At 70.9% G+C, this 21599-nt stretch carries 14 protein-coding genes; 8 read left to right on the forward strand and 6 right to left on the reverse strand.

What is annotated here, in order from left to right; all coding sequences use genetic code 11:
* Window positions 1-83: 83 nt before the first annotated feature.
* The 6 genes from GA0115233_RS33750 to GA0115233_RS33775 form a co-directional block, all read right to left on the reverse strand.
* Window positions 84-629 (reverse strand): hypothetical protein, encoded by a 546-nt coding sequence (locus tag GA0115233_RS33750; RefSeq protein WP_093724147.1) that lies wholly within the window; start codon window positions 627-629, stop codon window positions 84-86.
* The gene (locus GA0115233_RS33755) at window positions 614-1792 is read right to left on the reverse strand and encodes a ParA family protein (protein ID WP_093724148.1); all 1179 of its coding nucleotides are present in this window, start codon (window positions 1790-1792) and stop codon (window positions 614-616) included. Before GA0115233_RS33755 ends, GA0115233_RS33750 begins: the two co-directional genes overlap by 16 nt.
* A gap of 371 nt (window positions 1793-2163) precedes the next feature.
* Window positions 2164-3288, reverse strand: coding sequence for an alanine dehydrogenase (ald, locus tag GA0115233_RS33760; RefSeq protein WP_093724149.1), 1125 nt, complete (start codon window positions 3286-3288; stop codon window positions 2164-2166).
* A gap of 172 nt (window positions 3289-3460) precedes the next feature.
* Window positions 3461-5488, reverse strand: a complete 2028-nt coding sequence (locus GA0115233_RS33765; RefSeq protein ID WP_093724150.1) for a tetratricopeptide repeat protein — start codon at window positions 5486-5488, stop codon at window positions 3461-3463.
* Between the two features lie 276 nt (window positions 5489-5764).
* Window positions 5765-6391 (reverse strand): NUDIX domain-containing protein, encoded by a 627-nt coding sequence (locus GA0115233_RS33770; protein ID WP_093724151.1) that lies wholly within the window; start codon window positions 6389-6391, stop codon window positions 5765-5767.
* A gap of 106 nt (window positions 6392-6497) precedes the next feature.
* Complete coding sequence (locus GA0115233_RS33775) at window positions 6498-8165, reverse strand: CTP synthase (protein ID WP_093724152.1); 1668 nt, start codon at window positions 8163-8165, stop codon at window positions 6498-6500.
* Between the two features lie 512 nt (window positions 8166-8677).
* Between GA0115233_RS33775 and GA0115233_RS33780 the strand changes: the two genes are divergently transcribed.
* From GA0115233_RS33780 to GA0115233_RS33815, 8 genes are all read left to right on the forward strand, one after another.
* Window positions 8678-10480, forward strand: coding sequence for a glycoside hydrolase family 15 protein (locus GA0115233_RS33780; protein ID WP_093724153.1), 1803 nt, complete (start codon window positions 8678-8680; stop codon window positions 10478-10480).
* Between the two features lie 300 nt (window positions 10481-10780).
* A complete protein-coding gene (locus tag GA0115233_RS33785) occupies window positions 10781-12001 on the forward strand; it encodes an MFS transporter (protein ID WP_093724163.1) in 1221 nt (406 codons plus the stop codon).
* 116 nt (window positions 12002-12117) lie between these two features.
* Window positions 12118-15822, forward strand: coding sequence for an amino acid adenylation domain-containing protein (locus tag GA0115233_RS33790; protein ID WP_093724154.1), 3705 nt, complete (start codon window positions 12118-12120; stop codon window positions 15820-15822).
* The gene (locus GA0115233_RS33795) at window positions 15819-17072 is read left to right on the forward strand and encodes an ATP-grasp domain-containing protein (protein ID WP_093724155.1); all 1254 of its coding nucleotides are present in this window, start codon (window positions 15819-15821) and stop codon (window positions 17070-17072) included. Before GA0115233_RS33790 ends, GA0115233_RS33795 begins: the two co-directional genes overlap by 4 nt.
* Window positions 17072-18016, forward strand: a complete 945-nt coding sequence (locus GA0115233_RS33800; RefSeq protein WP_176712037.1) for a peptidase — start codon at window positions 17072-17074, stop codon at window positions 18014-18016. The genes GA0115233_RS33795 and GA0115233_RS33800 overlap by 1 nt, the downstream gene beginning before the upstream one ends.
* Before the next feature lie 3 nt (window positions 18017-18019).
* On the forward strand, window positions 18020-19846 hold the full coding sequence (asnB, locus tag GA0115233_RS33805) for an asparagine synthase (glutamine-hydrolyzing) (protein ID WP_093724156.1): 1827 nt from the start codon (window positions 18020-18022) through the stop codon (window positions 19844-19846).
* Complete coding sequence (locus GA0115233_RS33810; protein ID WP_093724157.1) at window positions 19843-20673, forward strand: hypothetical protein; 831 nt, start codon at window positions 19843-19845, stop codon at window positions 20671-20673. Before asnB ends, GA0115233_RS33810 begins: the two co-directional genes overlap by 4 nt.
* A gap of 10 nt (window positions 20674-20683) precedes the next feature.
* Window positions 20684-21595 carry an aminotransferase class IV gene (locus GA0115233_RS33815; RefSeq protein WP_093724158.1) on the forward strand — a complete coding sequence of 304 codons (912 nt, stop codon included), beginning with the start codon at window positions 20684-20686 and terminating at the stop codon, window positions 21593-21595.
* Window positions 21596-21599 lie beyond the last annotated feature (4 nt).

The raw sequence follows: 21599 nt of genomic DNA on the forward strand, positions 1-21599 counted from the left end.
GCACGCCTGCGGGCCCCGGGACGGGGCGGGGCGGGCGGGGGTGGGGGCGGTCGGTTCGAGGTCATAGCCCCCGCAGGCTACCGCTACCGTCCGCGCAGGCGGCGTACGAGGATGCTGGCGTCTCCGCGGGTCTCCAGGTCGGCGAGGACCACGGCCACCGCTTCCCGGACGATCCGCCCGCGGTCGACGGCGAGCCCGTGCTCGCCGCGGAGCACCAGTCGGGCGTGCTCCAGGTCCATCAGTTCCTCGGCGGACACGTACACGGTGATCTTCTCGTCGTGCCGCTCACGTCCGCTGGGCCGCCGGGCCGCGGCCCGGCCGCGCTTGCGCGGTGCCGCCGGGGCGTCCTCCTGCGGAGCCTGCCGCCGGGCGGCGGCGCGGCTGCGGGACTCCGCGGTCTCCGCCGGTTCGGCGTCCGCCGCGACATGTTCCGCTCCCTCGCCGTCCCCGCCCTGCGCGGGCACGGACTGCGGCGCGTCCTCCGCCGCGGCGCCGTCGCTCTCCCCCGCCGGTGCGGGCACCCGGGCCTCGCCGTTGGCCCCTCGCCGGGGAGTGGACGCCTGGAGCGCCATCCCCCCTGTCGTACGGAACAGTTCGTCGGCCCCCGGCAGACTCACTCGGCGTGACACCGGGCGAGCACCTCCCTGGCGAGCTGGCGGTAGGCGGCGGCACCGACGGAGTTGGAGGCGTACGTGGTGATCGGCTCACCGGCGACCGTGGTCTCCGGGAAGCGCACCGTGCGCCCGATGACCGTGTGGTAGACGTGGTCGTCGAACGCCTCGACGACACGCGCCAGCACCTCACGGCTGTGCACCGTGCGCGAGTCGTACATCGTGGCGAGGATGCCGTCGAGCTCCAGCTCCGGGTTGAGCCGCTCCTGGACCTTCTCGATGGTCTCCGTCAGCAGCGCGACACCGCGCAGCGCGAAGAACTCGCACTCCAGGGGCACGATCACCTTGTGCGCGGCCGTCAGGGCGTTGACCGTGAGCAGGCCGAGCGAGGGCTGGCAGTCGATGACGATGTAGTCGTAGTCCGCCATCAGCGGCTTGAGGGCACGCTGCAGCGTCGACTCGCGCGCGACCTCGGAGACCAGCTGGACCTCGGCCGCCGACAGGTCGATGTTGCTGGGCAGCAGGTCCATGTTGGGGACCGCGGTCTTCAGCAGGACCTCGTCGGCCGACATGCCCCGCTCCATGAGCAGGTTGTAGACGGTGAGGTCGAGCTCCATCGGGTTGACACCGAGTCCGACCGACAGCGCGCCCTGCGGGTCGAAGTCCACGAGGAGAACCCGGCGTCCGTACTCCGCCAGCGCGGCACCCAGGTTGATGGTCGACGTCGTCTTGCCGACGCCGCCCTTCTGGTTGCACATCGCGATGATCTTCGCGGGTCCGTGATCGGTCAGCGGGCCCGGGATCGGGAAGTACGGCAGCGGCCGTCCGGTCGGGCCGATGCGCTCACGACGCTGGCGTGCCGCGTCGGGCGCGAGCGTGGCCGCGTACTCGGGGTCCGGCTCGTACTCCGCGTCGGGGTCGTAGAAGTGCCCGTCGGGCAGTTCGTCGTAGTCGGCGAAGTGGTTGTGGGGCGCGCCACTTCCGTCGCCGGCCATGGCGTTCACGTGATGGCCATCCATGCTCTGGTGTGCTGACAGAGTCACGCCGGTCTGCTGGTGACTCTGGTGGGCTGCGAAGGTGCGCACCGCGACGGAGCCGACAGCCTCGAACCCCGCGGGAGCCTGGCCCCGCGCAGGGCTTCCTGGTTGACCACCCCCGGGAGAAAATGTCGACTCATTCACAAGTCGTCTTACCTCCTTGGTGACCAGGAAACTTCTAGACAAGGTCAGCGTGGCACCATGCCGACAGTCGGCGACTCTATGGCGTGTCGGGCGTCCGCAGCAACACAATCCACCGGACCCGGCACGATGTGTCGGCAATGAAACATCCCTCTGTCAAGGGCGTACGGCCGTCGCACGGTAGGTTTCACCGGTGTGCGAATCGGTCGAAGGCCTACGTTCGAGGCGAGTTGACCGAGCTGCGCAAAGTGACCATACACACATCCGGCCGGACCTTGCGGGCAAGGTCCGGCCGGGTGGGCGACGTTGACGACCCGATGTTGACGAATCGCCTTTACGAAAAGGTGACTTAACCGTTCGCCGAGGTCGGACGGTCAGCCGAGCAGGGAGTCCAGCTCCACGTGCTCCAGGCCGTGCGCCTCCGCGACCTCGCGGTAAACGACCTTGCCGTCATGGGTGTTGAGGCCCTTGGCCAGCGCGGGGTCGCGGCGCAGCGCCTCGACCCAGCCGTTGTTGGCCAGCGAGACGATGTACGGGAGCGTGGCGTTGGTCAGCGCGTACGTCGAGGTGTTGGGAACCGCGCCGGGCATGTTGGCGACGCAGTAGAAGACCGACTCGTGCACCTTGAAGGTCGGCTCGGCGTGCGTGGTGGGGTGCGAGTCCTCGAAGCAGCCACCCTGGTCGATCGCGATGTCGACAAGAACACTTCCCGGCTTCATGCGCGAGACCAGCTCGTTGGTGACCAGCTTCGGGGCCTTGGCGCCCGGGATGAGCACCGCGCCGATGACGAGGTCGGCGTCGAGGACGGCCTTCTCCAGCTCGAAGGCGTTGGACATGATGGCGCGCACCTTGGTGCCGAAGACCTTGTCGGCCTCGCGCAGCTTGTTGATGTCCTTGTCGAGCAGCGTGACGTGGAAGCCCATGCCGACGGCGATCTGGGTGGCGTTCCAGCCGGAGACACCGCCGCCGATGACGACCGCCTTCGCGGGCTGGGTGCCGGGGACACCGCCGGGCAGCACACCGCGGCCGCCGGCCGAGCGCATCAGGTGGTAGGCGCCGACCTGCGGGGCCAGCCGGCCCGCGACCTCGGACATCGGGGCGAGCAGCGGCAGGGCGCGGGAGGGCAGCTCGACCGTCTCGTAGGCGATGGCGGTGGTGCCGGACTCGATCAGGGCGTCCGTGCACTCCTTGGACGCGGCCAGGTGCAGGTAGGTGAAGAGCGTCTGGTCCTTGCGGAGACGGTGGTACTCCTCGGCGATCGGCTCCTTGACCTTCAGCAGCAGGTCGGCGGTGGCCCAGACCTCGTCGGCGGTGTCCAGGATCCGGGCGCCCGCCGACACGTACTCGTCGTCCGGGATCGAGGAGCCGAGACCGGCACCGCGCTCGATGACGACCTCGTGGCCGTAGCGCACCAGCTCGTGCACGCCGGCGGGGGTGATGGCCACCCGGAACTCGTTGTTCTTGACCTCGCGGGGGATGCCGACCTTCACGTCGATCACGGTCCTTGGATCAGAGGGTATGGGGGCATTACAAGACATACCCAGGCATGCGGGGCACACTGGGAGACACCGCAGGAGAAGGTGCGGCAGAACCAGTCTAATGAAGGCGTTCCCGCTGTCTAGCCTTTCATTGCATCAATCTTCAGCTGATGCACTACGGATTTCGCAGGCCCTACCCCTCTACTGGGGTTTCTTCCAGTTCGGGCTCCCCGTCCAGGGGCTCTTCACCCAGCATGCGCTCGGCGGCCCCGCGGTGCAGTCGGGCGGCGGCCGGGTCCCCGAGATGTTCCAGCGTGTCGGCCAGTCGCAGATGCAGCGCGGCCTGCAGCCGGGTGTCCTCGGCGTGCCGCGCCCACTCCACCGCCTCCTGGCAGGTGTGCAGCGACTCATCCATGCGCCCCGCGTACTCCTGCACCCGCGCCAGCTCGCTCAACGCCCGCGCGTGGGCGGCGACATCGCCGCACCGCCGGTGCCCGGCGACGGCCGCGCGCCAGTTGCGCTGCGCCTCGCCGTAGCGGCCCGCGAAGGTGTGCGCGGCACCGATCCGGCCGTAGAGCCGGGCCGCGTCGGCGCGCTCGTCGCGGGCCAGCCGCTGGGCCAGCGCCCGGCCGAACCAGTCGGCGGCCCGGTCGTAGTCCCCCAGCTCCAGATGCGCCCCGCCTACGGATTCCATCGCGCGGCCGGTGGCGTACGGATCGTTCGCGGCGCGTCCGGCATCCAGTGCCGCCCGGTAGCGGGCCAGCGCCTCCCGGGTCCGCCCGGTGCGGGCGTCCAGATCGCCCAGGTTCAGCAGTGCGGCGGCCTGCTCGCGGGGCAGGTTCCGGCGCTCGGCCACGTCCAGTACCAATCCGTGGATGCCGTACAGGTCGGCGGCGGCGGCCTGGGTGCCGAAGTGCGCGACCATGGCCCGCACCAGCTGGGACATCAGCCGCCGGGCCAGGGTGTCCAGGTCCCCGTCGGCGACGGCGAGCCGGGCCGCCGCGAGCAGGGCGGGTCTGCGCAGGCGCAGCCAGTCGGCCGCCGCGCGCGGGCTGGGGAAGCGCAGCGAGCGCGGCATACCGAGCAGCTTCTCGCGGGCCTGCGGACTATCGGTCTCGGTGATCGCGCGGCACGACTGGAGCAGCCGTACGGTCCGCTCCAGCATCCGGGCACGGGCCAGCTGGAGCTCGGCCGCCCGGTCGTGGACCTCGGTGAGCGACTTGAGCAGGGGGTGCAGACAGCCGGGCACCTCGTACTCGGGCAGGGGGGAGTCCACGGTGCGCAGCAGTCCGAGGGCGACGAAGTCGTCCAGGGTGGTGCGGGCGCTGCTGACCGAGCAGCCGGCCAGCGCGGAGGCGGTGTGCGGGTCGACCAGTCCGGCCGGGGCGAGGCTGAGCAGTCGCAGTATCCGGGCGGCCGGGGCGGGCAGGGAGGCGTGCGCGAGCCGGAAGACCCGGGCGAGCGGGGTGGCCGTGCTGTCCTCGTCGAGTTCGGCGTGCAGATGCTTGGCGAGGTCGGCGACCGCGGACTTGGGTCGCGCGGCCAGCCAGCCGCCGGCCAGCATCAGCGCGGCGGGCTGCGCCTGGCACTCCTCGACGAGCCCTTCGGCGGCACGCGGGTCGACGGTGATCCGGACCGATCCGGCGTGCCGGGACAGCAGTTCCACCGCCGACTTGGTGTCCAGTCCGCCGAGCGTGCAGGGGCGCACGTCCGCGATCCCGGTGAGCGGTCCCGCGGAGACGGCGACGACGAGGCAGTCCGGGGTGTCGGGGAGCAGGGCGTCGACCTGTTCGGCGGTGGCCGCGTCGTCGAGCAGCAGCAGGACCCTGCGGTCGGCGAGCCCTTCGCGCAGGGCCGCGGTCAGGTCGTCCTCGGCGGCACCGGGCGGCGTCGGCAGGTCCAGGGAGGTGAGCAGTTCCCGGGCGACGGCCGCCACGGGGACGGGGGCGCCGTCCGGTTCGCTGAGCCGGGCGCGCAGCACGCCGTCGGGGTAGCGGTCGGCGACCTGCCGTACGAGTTCCTCGGCGAGGGAGGTGCGGCCGGAGCCGGGGCGGCCGGCGATGAGCAGCACCCGCGCGCGGGGGGCCTTCTTCCCGGAGAGGGTGTCCAGTCCGGCTCGCTCGATATCGGCGAGCAGTTCCTTCAACTCCCGTGTCCGGCCCAGGAATTGACCGTCAGCCGACACTCTCACGCCGTCTGTGTCCACCGCCTGATCCGTCACGGGCCACACTCCCGTCCCACGCACGCGCAAGCCCGCCGGGATTCCGGTACGGGCGTGTTTCAGAGCCTAGTTCACGCTCTGCGACGAACTGTGTGGAGCGCGACGCCGCAACCCAAGACCCCCCGATCGGATCAACAGATCGTAGGACTCAGCAGTGAAAAGGCACAGGCGATAAGGGGCGCGGGGAACTGCGCGACAAGCCACGACGAACCCGCAGCCGCGATACGACAGCTCCCGGCACCCCCGTAGGCGTCAGGCCTCGAACGGCCGTGGGCGCTACGCCTCGAACGGCCGCGCAGGCCAAGGCGCGTCAGCCGGACGCAACTCGTCCAACCGGCCGGAGGCCCGCGCAGAGGCCAGCGACAGCACGCCCACCACCAGGCAGTTGTTGTGCAGCTCCCCCGCCAGCACGCCGCGCACCAGCTCATCCAGCGGCACGCGCGCGTACTCCAGGTCGGTCTCCTCGTCCTCGACCGCGAACCGCTCCCCCTCGGCCTCCGACAGATCGCGGGCCAGGAAGATGCGGATCGCCTCGTCGCAGCCGCCGGGTGTGGTGTAGACGTCGGTCAGCACCCGCCAGTCCTCGGCCTTGACGTGCGCCTCCTCGTACAGCTCGCGCTGCGCGGCGTGCAGCGGGTTCTCGCCGGGGACGTCGAGCAGTCCGGCCGGGATCTCCCACAGCTTCTGCCGCACGGGGTGCCGGTACTGCTTGATGAGCAGCACCCGGTCCTCCTCGTCCAGGGCGAGGACGGCGACCGAGCCGGGGTGGACCTGGTAGTCGCGGCGGACCACATGGCCGTCGGGCATGACCACGTCGTCCGTGCGGACGGAGGTCTTGTTGCCCACGAAGGGGGTGTCCGTCGCCCGGACCTCCCACTCCTGGGGGGTGTCCTTGATCGTCATGCCCTGCCCTTCCCCACGTACCCAGTTCCGCGCTCACCTGCGCAGAGGAAACCGGGGCGCGCGCGTCCTGAACGCGCACACCCCGGCCACCGTAACAACCCGTGTGTTACTTACCCGTCTTGCGCTCGACCGCCGCCTTGACCAGACCCGCGAAGAGCGGGTGCGGGCGGGTCGGGCGCGACCGAAGCTCCGGGTGCGCCTGCGTGGCCACCAGGTAGGGGTGGACATCGCGGGGGTACTCGACGTACTCCACGAGCTTGCCGTCCGGCGAGGTGCCGGAGAAGACGATGCCCGCCTTCTTCTCCAGCTCCGCGCGGTAGGCGTTGTTCACCTCGTAGCGGTGCCGGTGCCGCTCCTCGACGTACTCCTTGCCGTCGTAGACCTCGCGGACGATGGAGCCCTCGGCCAGCTTGGCCGGGTACATGCCCAGGCGCATCGTTCCGCCCATGTCGCCCTCGCCGGCCACGATGTCCAGCTGCTCGGCCATCGTGGAGATGACCGGGTGGGAGGTGGCCGGGTCGAACTCGGTGGAGTTGGCGTCGTTGATGTCGGCGAGGTTGCGGGCCGCCTCGATCACGATGCACTGCAGGCCCAGGCACAGGCCGAGCAGCGGGATCTTGTTCTCGCGGGCGTAGCGGATCGCGCCGACCTTGCCGAGCACACCGCGGTCGCCGAAGCCGCCGGGGATGCAGATGCCGTCGACGTCGGCGAGCTGTGCCTTGGCGCCGGCCGGGGTCTTGCAGTCGTCCGAGGTGACCCACTTGATCTTCACGCGGGCCCGGTTGGCGAAGCCGCCCGCGCGCAGCGCCTCGGTGACCGAGAGATAGGCGTCGGGCAGGTCGATGTACTTGCCGACCAGGGCCAGGGTGATCTCGTGGTCGGGGTTGTGGACGCGGTCGAGCAGGTCGTCCCAGGTCGTCCAGTCCACGTCGCGGAACGGCAGGTCCAGCTTGCGGACGACGTAGGCGTCCAGGCCCTCGCCGTGCACGGTCTTGGGGATGTCGTAGATGGAGCGGGCGTCGGGGCAGGCGACCACGGCGGCCTCGTCGACGTCGCACATCAGCGAGATCTTCCGCTTGATCGCGGTGGGCACCTCGCGGTCGCAGCGCAGCACGATCGCGTCCGGCTGGATACCGATGTTGCGCAGGGCCGCAACCGAGTGCTGGGTCGGCTTCGTCTTCAGCTCTCCCGAGGGCCCGATGTACGGGAGGAGGGAAATGTGGACCACGAAGACGTTGTCCCGGCCGACCTCGTGCCGGACCTGACGCACGGTCTCCAGGAACGGCAGCGACTCGATGTCGCCGACCGTGCCGCCGACCTCGGTGATGACCACGTCGACCTCGTCCGTCGCCATGCGGCGGATGCGGTGCTTGATCTCGTTGGTGATGTGCGGGATGACCTGGACGGTGTCGCCCAGGTACTCGCCGCGCCGCTCCTTGGCGATCACCGTCGAGTAGACCTGTCCTGTAGTGACATTGGCGGAGCCGTCCAAGTCACGGTCGAGGAAGCGCTCGTAATGTCCGATGTCCAGGTCCGTCTCGGCGCCGTCGTTGGTGACGAAGACCTCACCGTGCTGGAAGGGGTTCATCGTCCCGGGGTCGACGTTGAGATACGGGTCGAGCTTCTGCATGACGACGCGCAGGCCCCGCGCCTTGAGCAGCATGCCCAGGCTGGAGGCGGTGAGGCCCTTGCCCAGCGAGGAGGCGACACCCCCGGTGACGAAGATGTGCTTGGTCGTCGTGGCTGTGCTGTTTCGGAAAGCAGCGGGCGGCATGGCCAAAGGGGGGCTCCCGTGGTCGCGGTCTGGGGTGCGGTGCGGCTGGACCGCCGGAGATTCCGGAGTCGCCGTCGCTGCGGTTCGGGGGTTTTTCTCCCACCGGTCCACGGGCTACCAGGGTATCAGCGCCGCGGGGCGATGGCTTCCGGCCACGCTCCGCGCACACCTCGACACGGAGCCAACAAGGTGCACGGGTTTATCACTCGTTGCTCACCCGTTCGGCCCATCCGCGTTGTCCGGAGCGGCACGCAGATCATCTACGTGCGTCGTATCCTGCTCGGACACTCACTGCCGAGCCGGACCGGCACGACGGCACCACCCCCGCCCGTACCACCGGAACAACGCGAGCTCGTCAGTTCGTTGAGCAACAATTGACGTTTTGCCTCACGGCGGAGCGGCTGCTTTGCTTCACCGCTCAACGACGCATTACAACGACCCCTTGACCGCACTAGCGACCGCCCCCCTTTTCCTGTTCGGGGGGTGACGTGGCCGTTCGACTGGAGTTGCACGTGGCCGGGCGCATCGAAGACTACGCACTCATCGGAGACATGCAGACCGCCGCACTGGTCTGCCGGGACGGCACAGTGGACTGGCTGTGCCTGCCCCGCTTCGACTCGCACGCCATCTTCGCCGGTCTGCTGGGTACCGAGGAGCACGGTTTCTGGCGGCTCGGCCCGGCGCACGCGTCGGACGCCCGGCCGCCGGCCGCCGACCGCCGCAGTTACCGGGGGGACTCCCTGATTCTGGAGTCGGAGTGGGACACCCCGCGCGGCACGGTCCGGGTGATCGATTTCATGCCCCCGCGTGACGGCGCCCCGCAGCTGATCCGGATCGTCGAGGGGGTCTCCGGCCGGGTCCGGATGCGTTCGGCGCTGCGGATGCGGTTCTCCTACGGCCGGGTGGTGCCGTGGGTGCACAAGCACGAGGGCCGTACGGTGGCCGTCGCGGGCCCGGACTCGGTGTGGTTCGACACCGACTGCGAGACCTACGGCAAGGCGCTGACGACGTACTCCGACTTCACCGTCGGCCCCGGTGACCGGATCGCGTTCACCATCTCCTGGGAGCCCTCGCACCGCCGGCCGCCGGCGCTGCCCGAGCCGGAGCAGTCGCTGGAGGCGACCGAGGAGTTCTGGCGGGAGTGGGTGGAGCACTGTACGTACCACGGCCCCTACCGGGAGGCCGTGATCCGCTCGCTCATCACGCTGAAGGCGCTCACCTACGCCCCGACCGGCGGCATCGTCGCGGCGCCCACCACCTCGCTGCCCGAGGAGATCGGCGGCGTGCGCAACTGGGACTACCGCTACACCTGGCTGCGGGACGCGGCGATCACCCTGTCCTCGCTGCTGCGCACCGGCTACCGCGAGGAGGCCCGCGCCTGGCGCGAGTGGCTGCTGCGCGCGGTCGCGGGCGACCCGGAGAACCTCCAGATCATGTACGGCATCGCCGGCGAGCGCGAGCTGGGCGAGGCGGAGCTGGACTGGCTGCCGGGCTATGAGAACTCCGCGCCGGTCCGGGTCGGCAACGGCGCCGCGCACCAGCTCCAGCTCGATGTGTACGGCGAGGTCACCGAGGCGCTGCACCTGGGCCACATGACCGGTCTGGCCCGCAACGACTACGCCTCGCTGCTCCAGCTGAAGCTCATCCGCTACCTGGAGGACCACTGGCAGGAGCCGGACGAGGGCATCTGGGAGGTGCGCGGCCCGCGCCGCCACTTCGTGCACTCCAAGGTGATGGCCTGGGTCGCCGTGGACCGCACCATCAAGCTCATCGAGTCCGGTGACGCGGACGGCCCGCTGGAGCGCTGGCGCGAACTGCGCGACGACATCCACCGGGACGTGTGCGAGAAGGGCTACGACAAGGAGCGCAACACCTTCACCCAGTCCTACGGCTCCACCGAACTGGACGCCTCGCTGCTGCTGATCCCGCAGATGGGCTTTCTGCCGCCGGACGACAAGCGGGTCATCGGCACCATCGAGGCGATCCAGCGGGAGCTGTCCACGCCGGACGGCTTCATCCTGCGCTACCCGACCCAGGGCGAGGACGAGGGCGTGGACGGACTGCCCGGCGACGAGGGCGCCTTCCTCGCCTGCTCGTTCTGGATGGCGGACGACCTGGCGATGATCGGCCGCGTGGACGAGGCCCGCAAGCTGTTCGAGAAGCTGCTCTCCCTGCGCAACGACCTCGGGCTGCTGGCCGAGGAGTGGGACCCCCGCCTGCAGCGCCAGGTCGGCAACTTCCCGCAGGCCTTCAGCCACGTGCCGCTGATCGACACCGCGCTGCGTCTGACGGCCTCCGGGGCCTACGGAGGCTGAGCGAGGAAAAACCGCAGCCCCGGTCGCGAAACAGATTTTCACGGCCGGGGCATTTTTCTTTTCCGCTTGCTTAAGCCTGGCTACAGGATTGCTCGAATGTGACCCGCACCACAGGTTGATTCCTGGACAGCCGCGCGAAAACCCCGATTCGATAGAGCACGGAAGGCCGACAATCTCGGCCTCGAACTCACGGGGGAATTACCCGAATCTTGTCGTTGGCAATGGCGCTGAACGAGAGGTATGGGGCATGTTGGCGATCCTGACGTGCACGACCGGCAGAACCGAGAACGCGGCGGAGCCATGCTGAGCCGGCTCCTCCCGGCACAGGGTCCCGCGCGTGTCCTCACCGGCATCACCCTGGTCCACACCCTGGGCCAGGGCCTTTGGATGGCGCTCAACGCCATCTACGCGATCACCGTCCTTCATCTGACGCCCGGCCAGTTCGGTGTGGGCGTCGGTATCGCCGCGGGCGTGGCGCTCGCGGTCTCCACCCCGACCGGCCATCTCGCCGACCGGATCGGACCGCGCTCCGTCCAGGTCTGGTCCTTCCTCGCGCTCGGTCCGCTGACCGCCGCGCTGCTCGCGGTGGACGGCTTCGCCCAGTACGTGGCCGTGGTCAGCGTGCAGGCCGTCGCCTACAGCGCCAGCCGCAGCGCCCGGATGGCCATGGTGGCGGGGCTGATCCCGCCGGAGCAGCGGGTGACCGTGCGCGCCTATCTGCGGGCGACCAGCAATGTCAGCGTCTCGGTGGGCGCGGCGCTGGCCGGACTGCTGCTGACGGTCGACTCGGTCGGGGCGTACCGGCTGGCCGTCGTCCTGAACGCCTCCACCTACCTGGCCACCGGGCTGCTCACCCTGCTGCTGCCCGCCGTGCCCGCGCAGCCGGCCCGGCCCGGACCGGCGCTGATCGTGCTGCGGGACCGGCCCTATCTGACCTTCATCGTGCTGGACGGGCTGCTGTCCATGCACAATCTGCTGCTCGACGTGGTGCTGCCGCTGTGGGTGCTGCACGAGACCGACGCGCCCCGGTGGATGATCGCCGCGATCCTGCTCACCAACACGGTCGCCGTGGTGCTGCTCCAGGTCCGGGCGGCGCGCGGCACCGACGAACCGCCCGCGGCGGCGAGGGCCTCGCGCTCGGGGTCGCTGTGCATCGCGGCCGCCTGTCTGGTGTTCTCCCTGACCGGTGCCGCCTCGGCCACGGTCGCGGGGGCGCTGCTGCTGCTCGGCGCGCTCGCCCATGTGCTCGGCGAGATCCGGCAGTCCGCCGGGAGCTGGGGCCTGTCGTTCGGCCTGGCGCCGGAGCACGCCCAGGGCCAGTACCAGGGCACGTACGCCATGGGCGCGGACCTGGGCAAGATGATCGCTCCCGCGCTGCTGACCTGGCTCGTGATCGAGTTCCAGGGGCTCGGCTGGCTGGTGATGGCGGCCGGTTTCGCTCTGGTCGGCGCCGCGATGCCGGCCGTCACCGCCTGGGCGCTGCGCAGCCAAAAGGCCGCCGCGGACTGCGTCACGGCCTGATCGCCGAAATCCCGGCATGCCCTTTTCATTTATTCCGGCGTGGCCGTCATTCGGCTCATCCCGATTATGGGCGCATGCCGCGCGGCCCGAATTCAAAAAGCGAGGAGAGAACCACCATGACCGTGGGCGATATCTCCGCCGAATCGTCCCTTGCGGCACCGGAACCGGCGCCGGAACAGGCGCCGGAACAGGCACCGGCACTGCAATTACCTGTCCGGGACGGCGCCGAACCGCGGACGGGCACCGGAACACACTCCTGGTCCTCCGGCTCCTGGCCGCCGGAGCTGGTGCACGCCGCGTTCACCGTGCTGGTCCACCGCTACGGCGGGCAGGACGACATCGTGCTGGCGCGGGACGGCCGGGCCGTGCGGTCGTACGACGTCGAGGGGCTGACCCTCGCGGAGCTGGCCGCCGTCCTTGAGGACCGTTATCAGCGCGCCGCAGGGGTCCCCCTCGACCTCGGTGCCGGGCTGCGGGTCGGAACCGTCCGCGCCCCGTCCGCCCCCGAGGACTTCGCGCTGCTGCTCTCGATCGCCCCGGACCGGCTGACCCTGCGCTACGACCGCGCGCTCTTCGCACCCGAACTGGTCCGGCGCATGGCCGCCAACCTCGACACCCTGCTGCGCGACGCCGCACGGCGCCCCCAGGCACCCGTCCGCGAGCTGGAGCTGCCCTCCGCCGAGGAACGCCGGTACCTGCTCCACCGGCTCAACGCCACCGCCCTCCCCTACGACCGCGGCGCCACCGTGCACGGCCTGGTCGAGGCGCAGGCGGCGCGTACCCCCGACGCCCCGGCCGTCGAATGGCAGGGCTCGGTGCTGACGTACCGCGGGCTCGACCGGCAGGCCAACCGGCTGGCGCGCGCCCTGGCCGCGGGCGGGATCGCCCCCGGCTCCCGGGTCGGACTCTGCCTCCCCCGCACCCACCGCGCCGTGGCCCTGCTGCTGGCGGTCCACAAGGCGGGCTGCGCCTATGTCCCCCTCGACCCCGCCTACCCGGCCGACCGGCTCACCGCCATCGCGGCGAGCGCCGGCATGGCCGCCGTGGTCCACGACGGGGACACCGCCCCCGACTGGCTCGCCGGGGTCCCCGCGACCGCGCTGTCCTGGCCGGAGCTGTGGGAGAAGGCGTCCGCCGAGGACGACACCCCGCCCGGCACGGCCGTCGGCCCCGAGGACACCACCCACCTGATCTACACCTCCGGATCGACCGGCGTGCCCAAGGGCGTGGTGATCGGGCACCGCAATGTGGTGGCGCTGCTGGCCTGGTCCGAGGCCACCTACGGGACCGGGGACCTGGCGCGGGTGCTGTTCTCCACCTCCCTCAACTTCGACCTGTCGGTGTACGAGCTGTGGGCGCCGCTGACCCGGGGCGGCTGTGTCGTGGTCGTGGACAACGTCCTCGCCCTCACGGAGGACGCCGGGCTGCGGCCGACGCTGGTCAACACCGTGCCGAGCGCCCTGAACGTGCTGCTCCAGCGGGCGGCGGTGCCGGACTCGGTGCGGGTGCTCAATGTGGCGGGCGAGCCGCTGTCCAAGGAACTGGTGAACGCCGCGTTCGCCGGGACGCGGGTGGAGCGGCTGTACAACCTGTACGGGCCGAGCGAGGACACCACGTACTCGACGTGGAAGTGCTTCACCGGCCCGGTCGACGAGGCCCCCACCATCGGCGTCCCGGTCCACAACACGGTCGCCTATCTGCTCGACGCCGACGGCAGGCCGGTCCCGCACGGGGCCGCCGGGGAGCTGTGTCTCGGCGGTGACGGGCTGGCGGGCGGTTACATCAACGATCCCGGGCGGACGGCCGCCGTGTTCGTGCCCGCCCCCGAAGTGCTGGGCCCGGTGCCGGGCGGGCGGCTGTACCGGACCGGGGACCTGGCCCGCTGGACCGAGGACGGCGAACTGCGCTTCCTGGGCCGCAGGGACAACCAGGTGAAGGTGCGGGGCTTCCGGATCGAACTCGGGGAGATCGAGTCGGTGCTGCGGGAGGTCGTGGGCCTGCGGGACGTGGCGGCGCTGGCGGTGGGCAGCGGCCCGGACACCCGGCTGGTGTGCTGGGTGGGCCTGGACGGCGCCGAGGTGACGGCCGAGGCGATGGCCGCGCATCTGCGGGGGAAGCTGCCGCACTACATGCAGCCCGCGAAGATCCTCGTCGAGGAGCGGCTGCCCCGGCTGCCCAACGGAAAGGTCGACCGCAAGGCGCTGGCCGCCCGCGCGATCGACTGGGGTACGGCCCCGGCAGCCGCCCTCAGCGGGGATGAGGCCGACGTCGCCCGGATCTGGTCCGAGCTGCTGGGCCTGACCGGGATCTCCCCCGACCTGGACTTCTTCTCCGTCGGCGGGCACTCCCTGCTGGCCACGCTGCTCGCGGCGCGGCTCTCCGACGCCGCCGGTCGGCCCGTCCGGGTGGCCGAGATCCACGGTCACCGCACCCTGGCCGAACAGGCGGCCCTGCTGCGCCACGCCCGCGAACGGGCGGCCACGGACGCGCCCGCGGTGGCCGACACCCTGCGCGAGTCCGCACGCGGGCACGGGGTTCCCGGGGCCGGGGTGGCCGTCTTCGCCGACGGCAGGCTGGAGTTGATGTACTACGGCGTCACCGACACCGACTCCCGCACCCCCTACGGGCCGCGGACCCGGCAGCGTGTCACCTGCATCAGCAAGGCCATGCTGGCCTTCGTCGCGCTCCGCCTCGTCGACCGCGGCCTCGTCGGCCTCGACGAACCGCTGCACGGCCTGCTGCCGCACGCCTTCCGGCGCCGCGACGGCCGCACGGTCGAGGTCACCCTGCGCCACCTGCTCTCGCACACCAGCGGGGTCGACGACTCCTACGAGGTCTGGCACGACACCGACCTGCCCGACCTGGACACCTACCTGGACAGCCTGTCCCGGTACGGCCAGACATTCGAACCCGGCGAGGTGTTCGCGTACTCGGCGGTCGGCACCTCCATCGTCGCCGGACTGATCGAGAAGCTGTACGGGAAACCCTGGCGCCGCGCGCTCAACGAGCTGCTGCTCACCCCGCTCGGCATCAAGGAGATCCCCGAGACCCGCACCGAGGACGGGCACTACGGGCGCTCGGTCTCCACCGGCTATGTGTGGACCGAGGAACACAAGCGGTACGTGCGCCACGACCCTCCGCCGCAGACCATCGCCGACGACGCCGCCGGGTCCTTCTCCGTCTGCCTGACGCTGGAGGAGGTGGCGCGGATCGCCCGGCTCGCCCTGGACGACGGGGTCACCCCCGACGGCGAACGGCTGCTGTCGGCCGAGCTGGCCCGGCAGATGCGCACCCCGCAGATCCCGGTCCCGGGACACCACTTCATGCACGCCTGGGGTCTGGGCTGGCTGATGTTCGGGCCGACCGCCTTCGGCTTCAACTCCAACGGCAGCGGCCATCACAACTTCGTCCAGATCTTCCCCGAGCGGCGCTCCTTCCTGCTCCTGCTCGCCAACGCCTACCCGGCCTTCGGGCTCTACGAGGACCTGCTGCGGGCCTTCACCGGAGAGGGCCTGATCCGCACCGGCCGCCCGTTCGAGATGGAACTCGACGACTGCGCCGGGCTGTACGCCTCCGACGGCTACCGGCTCCGGGTCGACCGCGGGGCCGAACACCTGCGCTACGCCTACTCCGAGCGGCAGCGGGACGGCTCGTGGCAGTGCCTCGACGAGGGCGACCTCGTGCTCTCCGGAGCGGGCGGCTTCAGCTCCATGTCCGAGAGGAACATCCTCGCCGGTTCCATCTCCTTCATCCCCACACCCGGCACCACCACCCCGGGCTACGTGCGGATCGGCCAGCGGTTCGCGAGGAGGACCCGATGAAGCACGTGGTCTTCGTGACCTGGAAGGCCGGCAACGCCCCGGCGTTCGAGGCGGCCAAGCGGCTCGGCCACCATGTCACGCTCATCCGCTCCCAGGTGATGGAGCAGGCCCAGAACATCGACTTCGACTCCTCCCCCTACGCCCGGTTCGTGGACGAGGTGCACGTCCTGAAGGACGCCACCGACCTGGACGCCCTGCGCGCCCGGGTCCGGGCCGTGCACGAGGTACGGCCGGTGGACGGGTTCGTCGCCACCGTGGACGCGCTGGTGGTCCCGGTCGCGCGGATCGCCGGGGAGCTCGGCATCCCGTTCACCGACGCCGCCGCGGCCGAGACCGCCAAGCAGAAGGACCGCTGCCGGGACGTCCTCGCGGCGGCCGGGGTCGACAGCACCCGGCACACGGTCGTCGACGGTTTCGAGGGGGCCGCCGCCTTCGCCGCCGCCACCGGCTACCCGGTCGTCGTCAAACCGGCCCGGGGCTCGGGCAGCGAGGGCGCCCATGTCGTGGCCTCGGAGCGGGAGCTGGCCGAGGTGCTGGCGCGGGCCGGTGCGGGTGTGTACGCGGCGGGCATCCTGGTCGAGGAGTACCTGGACGGGCGGTTCCTGTCCGCCGAGATCGGCCTGGCGCACGGCCGGTTCCTGCGCCTGGCGGTCAGCGAGCGGTCCACGTGGCACCGGCACGAGGCACTGGAGACCGGGACGACGATCCCCGCCGGGATCGGCGCCGAGGACCACGACCGGGTCATGGAGTTCGCGGAGGCCGTCGTCGGCGCGCTCGGGCTGCGGCTCGGCATCTTCCACGTCGAGATCATGCTCGGGGACGACGGCACGCCCCGGCTGATCGAGGTCAACCCGCGGCTGATGGGCTCCTGTCTGCCGAACCTGTTCCGGCTGGCCGGCGGCGGGGACATCTTCGAACTGCTGGTCCGTATCCACCTCGGCGAGCGGATCGAGCCCACCCCGAGCACGTTCACCCGGTACGCCACGGTCCGCTGGTTCGGCGCCGCCGACGCGCAGCCCAAGCCGGAGCACGTACCGGACCTCGACTGGGCCGCCGCCGCGTACGGCGACGCCCTGCACTCGCTCACCGTCCGCTTCCCCGACGGCGACACCCTCCTTCCCTGCCGGGGCAACCTCGGCAACTTCGGCGAGGTCCAGGTCGTGCACCCCGACCGCGCGGCATCGATCCGCATCGCCGAGGACATCGTGGCCGGGATGGCCGACCGACTCGGTTTTGAGGTGACCCGGTGATGGCCCCGACCTCGTTCTACGACCAGACCCGCAGACAACTCGCCCGGCTGGGCCTGCCTCTGGGCGACCCGGAGCGCGTCCCCCGTTCCGAGGGCACCTTCCCGGACGGCGGGCACTTCCGTATCGAGGTGCCCACGGTGAACACCGTCCAGGCCGCCGAGACCCTGCTCGCCGAGAGCCGCCGCCGCGGCTTCACCATCAACCGGATCACCGAGACCCGTGGCATGTACCGGCACACGGAACGCGAGATCGGCACGTATGTCGCGCTCGGCGAGGAGTACGGCGCCGAGATCCTGATGTCGGTCGGCCCGCGTGCCACCTACGACATCGGCGGCGGGGTGCAGACCCCGGAGGGGGCCCGGATCGGGTACCGGCTGCGCGGGCAGGAGCAGATCGTCCGGGCCGTCGAGGACGTCAAGCGCGGCATCGCCCTCGGGGTGCGCGGCTTCGTCGTCTACGACGAGGGCCTGCTGTGGGTGCTGGGGCGGCTGCGCGGCGCCGGTGAACTGCCCGCCGACATCCATCTGAAGGTCTCCGCGCACTGCGGACAGGGCAACCCGGCCTCGGCCCAGTTACTGGAGATGCTCGGCGCGAACAGCTTCAACCCGGTGCGCGATCTGACCCTGCCGATGATCGCGGCGCTGCGCCAGTCGGTACGCATCCCGCTGGACTGCCATGTCGACAACCCCCGTATGTCCGGCGGGTTCATCCGCACGTACGAGGCCCCGGACATCGTCCGGGCCGCCGCGCCGGTGCATCTGAAGACGGGCAACAGCGCGCTCGACGGGCACGGGGTCAGCCCCACCCCGGCGCAGCTCGACGACATCCTGCGGCAGGTCGAGATCGTCACCGAGTTCCTCGCCCGGCACTACCCGCAGGCCCGCCAGAGCGGCACCCGGTCCCCGGTGCCGGCGGCCGCCGCGGTGGCGGCGAAGGAGGTCTGAGCCGTGTGCCGTATCTACGGCTGCTTCGGCGGCGAACGGGCCGCGCCGGGCGTACTGGACGCGGTGGCGGCGGCCATGGTGCCGGGCGGGCCTGACGAGCAGACCCGGCGGGCCGGTGACGGGTGGGCGCTGGGTGCGAACCGGCTGGCCATCCAGGGCGTTGACTCCGGCCACCAGCCCTTCGTACGCGGGCGGCTGACCTGTGTGTTCAACGGGGAGATCTACAACCACCGGCAGTTGCGGGCGGAGTTGAGGGCCGCCGGGTACTCCTTCGGCGGGGACTGCGACGGGGAGGTGCTGCTGCCGCTGTACGAGCGGTACGGGGACGCCTTCGTCTCGCGGCTGGAGGGCATGTTCGCCATCGCGCTGGTCGACGAGCGGCAGGCGCCCGAGCTGAAGCTGTTCACCGACCACGCGGGCATGAAGTCGCTCTACTACTACCTGTCCGCCGACGGCCGACGCCTGCGCTTCGCCTCCGAACTCCGGGCCCTGAGCCGCTTCCCGGACTTCCCCGACGAGCTGGACCCGCTCGCCGTCGACCGCTACCTGGGCGGCAGGGCCGTCTGGGGACCCGGCACGGTCTACTCCCGGGTCCGCACCCTGGAACCCGGCTCGGCGCTGCGCTTCACCGACGGACGGATCACCCTCACCCGCACCCCGCTCGACCCCGCCGAGCCGCCCTGGCCCGACGGCCAACCGACCGTCGCCGCGGCGGCCGAGCTGCTGGACGCGTGCTTGCGCACCGAGGTGAGCCGCATGGTCGACGCGGACGTGCCGGTCTGCGTCATCACCAGCGGGGGCCTGGACTCCAGCTACACCACCGCCCTCGCGGCCCGGCTGGTCGACGACGTGGCCTCGTTCAACATCGCCTACCACGGCGACTGGCCGGCCGACGAACGCCATCACGCCGCCGAGGTGGCCCGCCACTGCGGTACCGACCACCACCAGGTGCTGCTGGACCCGGCCGGGTTCCCGGCGCTGGTCGAGCGGTTCACGCGCAGCCTGGACCAGCCCAACAACGCCCCGCACAGCCTCAGTACGTACGCCCTGTTCGAGGCGGTGCACGAGGCCGGGTTCAAGGTCGCGCTGACCGGCGACGGCGCCGACGAACTGTTCGCCGGGTACGCGCGGTTCGTCAAGGCCGACCGGGACGGCGCCGCCACCTGGCACCGCACCTACCAGGGCACGATGGCCGCCGCGGACACGGCCGCCCTCGAACGCCTCTACACGCCGGACTACTTGGCGCTCGTGCGGGCGACGGGCGGCTTCTTCGCCGACCGCAGCGGGGACGAACTCGACCGCCGGGTGCGCTCCGGGCGGCACGGCAAGCTGGAGACGCTGCTGCGCTACGACCAGGCCGAGCGTTTCCCGTACTACATCCTGCGCCGCGTCGACCACTTGAGCATGGCGCACTCGGTGGAGGCCCGGATGCCGTTCCTCCAGCCGTCCGTGATGCGCCTGGCGCACGCCCTGCCCGCGCACGTGAAGGTGGCCGGGGACACCGTGAAGGCGCCGGTCGCCGAGGCGGCCCGGCGCTGGGTGCCGCGCGGCATCGTGGAGCGCCCCAAGCAGCCGTTCACCCTGCCCGTCACGGCGATGATCAGGCCCGGCGAGGCGCTGTACGACATGATCGGCGACCTTCTCCTCGGCCCGAACGCCCGGTGCGGCGACTACGTCCGGCGGGACACCGTCCAGGACGTCCTCCGCACCCAGACCGAGAGCCCGGCACCGCACGCCGCCGAGCTGCTCTGGTCCCTGCTGATGCTGGAGACCTGGCTCTCCGCGCGCAGTCTCACGCCCGCCCCTCTCACGGAAAGCCCGCGCCCATGACCGACACGACCCAAACCTCGCCCGCGATCACCTCCCTGCTGGCGGGTGTCACGAAGGACGACATCCGCCGCGACCCGTTCCCGCACATCGTCGTCCCCGACGCGCTGCCGAAGGACCTCTACGAGGCGCTGTCGGAGTCGATGCCGACGGCCGAGTACATCGGCGAGCGGATCGGCAAGCCGATCACCTCCAACGAGCGCTACAACTACATGTCGGAAATGGTCCTGGGCGACCCGTCGATGCCCCGGGTGTGGAAGGACTTCGTGACCTACCACGCCTCGCCCGCCTTCTACACGGAGTTCCTCGACCTCTTCCAGGAGGACCTGCTCGCCAACCTCCCCGGCACCGAGGAACGGACCGGCCCGCTGCGGGACCTGCGGGTGGGCCGCCGCAACCGCGACTCCTTCGAGACCCACGGCATCCTGCTGGACTGCACCGCGGTCATCAACTCGGCGGTCACCGGCCGACCGTCCAGCTACCGCGGACCGCACGTGGACAAGCCGTACAAGCTCTTCGGCGGCCTGTTCTACATGCGGCTGCCCGAGGACGACGCCGTCGGCGGCGACCTGGTGCTCTACAAGTACCGGCCCGGCGCGCACAGGTTCCGCACCAGCGCCTCCGAGTACGGCGACACCCGCTTCGACATCGACCCGGGCTATGTCGAGGAGGTCGCGACGGTGCCGTACCGGGCCAACACGCTGGTGATGTACCCGATCAACCCCCTTGCCCTGCACGGGGTCTCGGTCCGGAGCCTGACCGAGCACCAGCGCCGTTTCATCGCCCTCGTCGGCGACCTCCCGCACCCGCTCTTCGACCTCGCGCTCTGAAAGGCACCCCGTGCTCCCCTTCGACCAGCGCACCGGGAAGATCTGGTACGACGGTTCCCTCGTGGACTGGGCCGACGCCAGACTCCATGTGCTCAGCCACGGACTGCACTACGCGTCCAGCGTCTTCGAGGGCATCCGCGTCTACGGCGGCACCCCGTTCCTGCTGCGCGAGCACATCGCCCGGCTCGGCTCCTCGGCCCGCGTCCTGGACTTCGACCTGGAGTACGGGGAGGAGGAACTGTACGAGGCGACCCTCGCGGTCGTCGCCGAGGCCGGCATCACCGAGGGCTACGTCCGGATGAACGCCTGGCGCGGCTCGGAGATCATCCAGACCGCCGCCCTGCACACCTCCGTACACACCTCGGTGGCCGCCTGGGAACTCCCCGAGGGCTACTACGCGGCCACCGACGCCCTGGAGAAGGGTATTTCCCTGGTGACCGGCCGCTACCGGCGTCCCTCGCCGGAGTACGCGCCGGTCAAGAGCAAGGCGGCCGGCAACTACATGATCGGCACGGTCTCCAAGAACGAGGCGCTGCGCGCCGGTTTCGACGACGCGCTGCTCCTGGACGACCGGGGCAACTTCGTCGAGGCCACCGGGGCGCACCTGTTCTTCACCAGGGACGGGGCGCTGCACACCCCGACGACCCGCTGCACCATCGAGGGCATCACCCGCGCGTGTGTGCTGGCGCTCGCCGAGCGCGAGGGCATCGCGTGCACGGTCGGCGATCTGCCCCCGTCGTTCACGGCGGAGGCGGACGGCGCGTTCCTGTGCGGCACGGCGTGCGAGATCCTCCCGGTCAGCCGTATCGATGATCATTACTACGACGTCGGCGGCAACGAGGTGCTGCGCCGGATCGTGACCGGGTACCGCGAACTGGTCGACGGGCGCGCCGCAGTGCCCGCCGGGGTGCGCATCCGTTAGCGAG

The sequence above is a fragment of the Streptomyces sp. DI166 genome (assembly GCF_900091315.1).
In the GTDB taxonomy this organism is placed as follows: Bacteria; Actinomycetota; Actinomycetes; order Streptomycetales; family Streptomycetaceae; genus Streptomyces; species Streptomyces fuscus.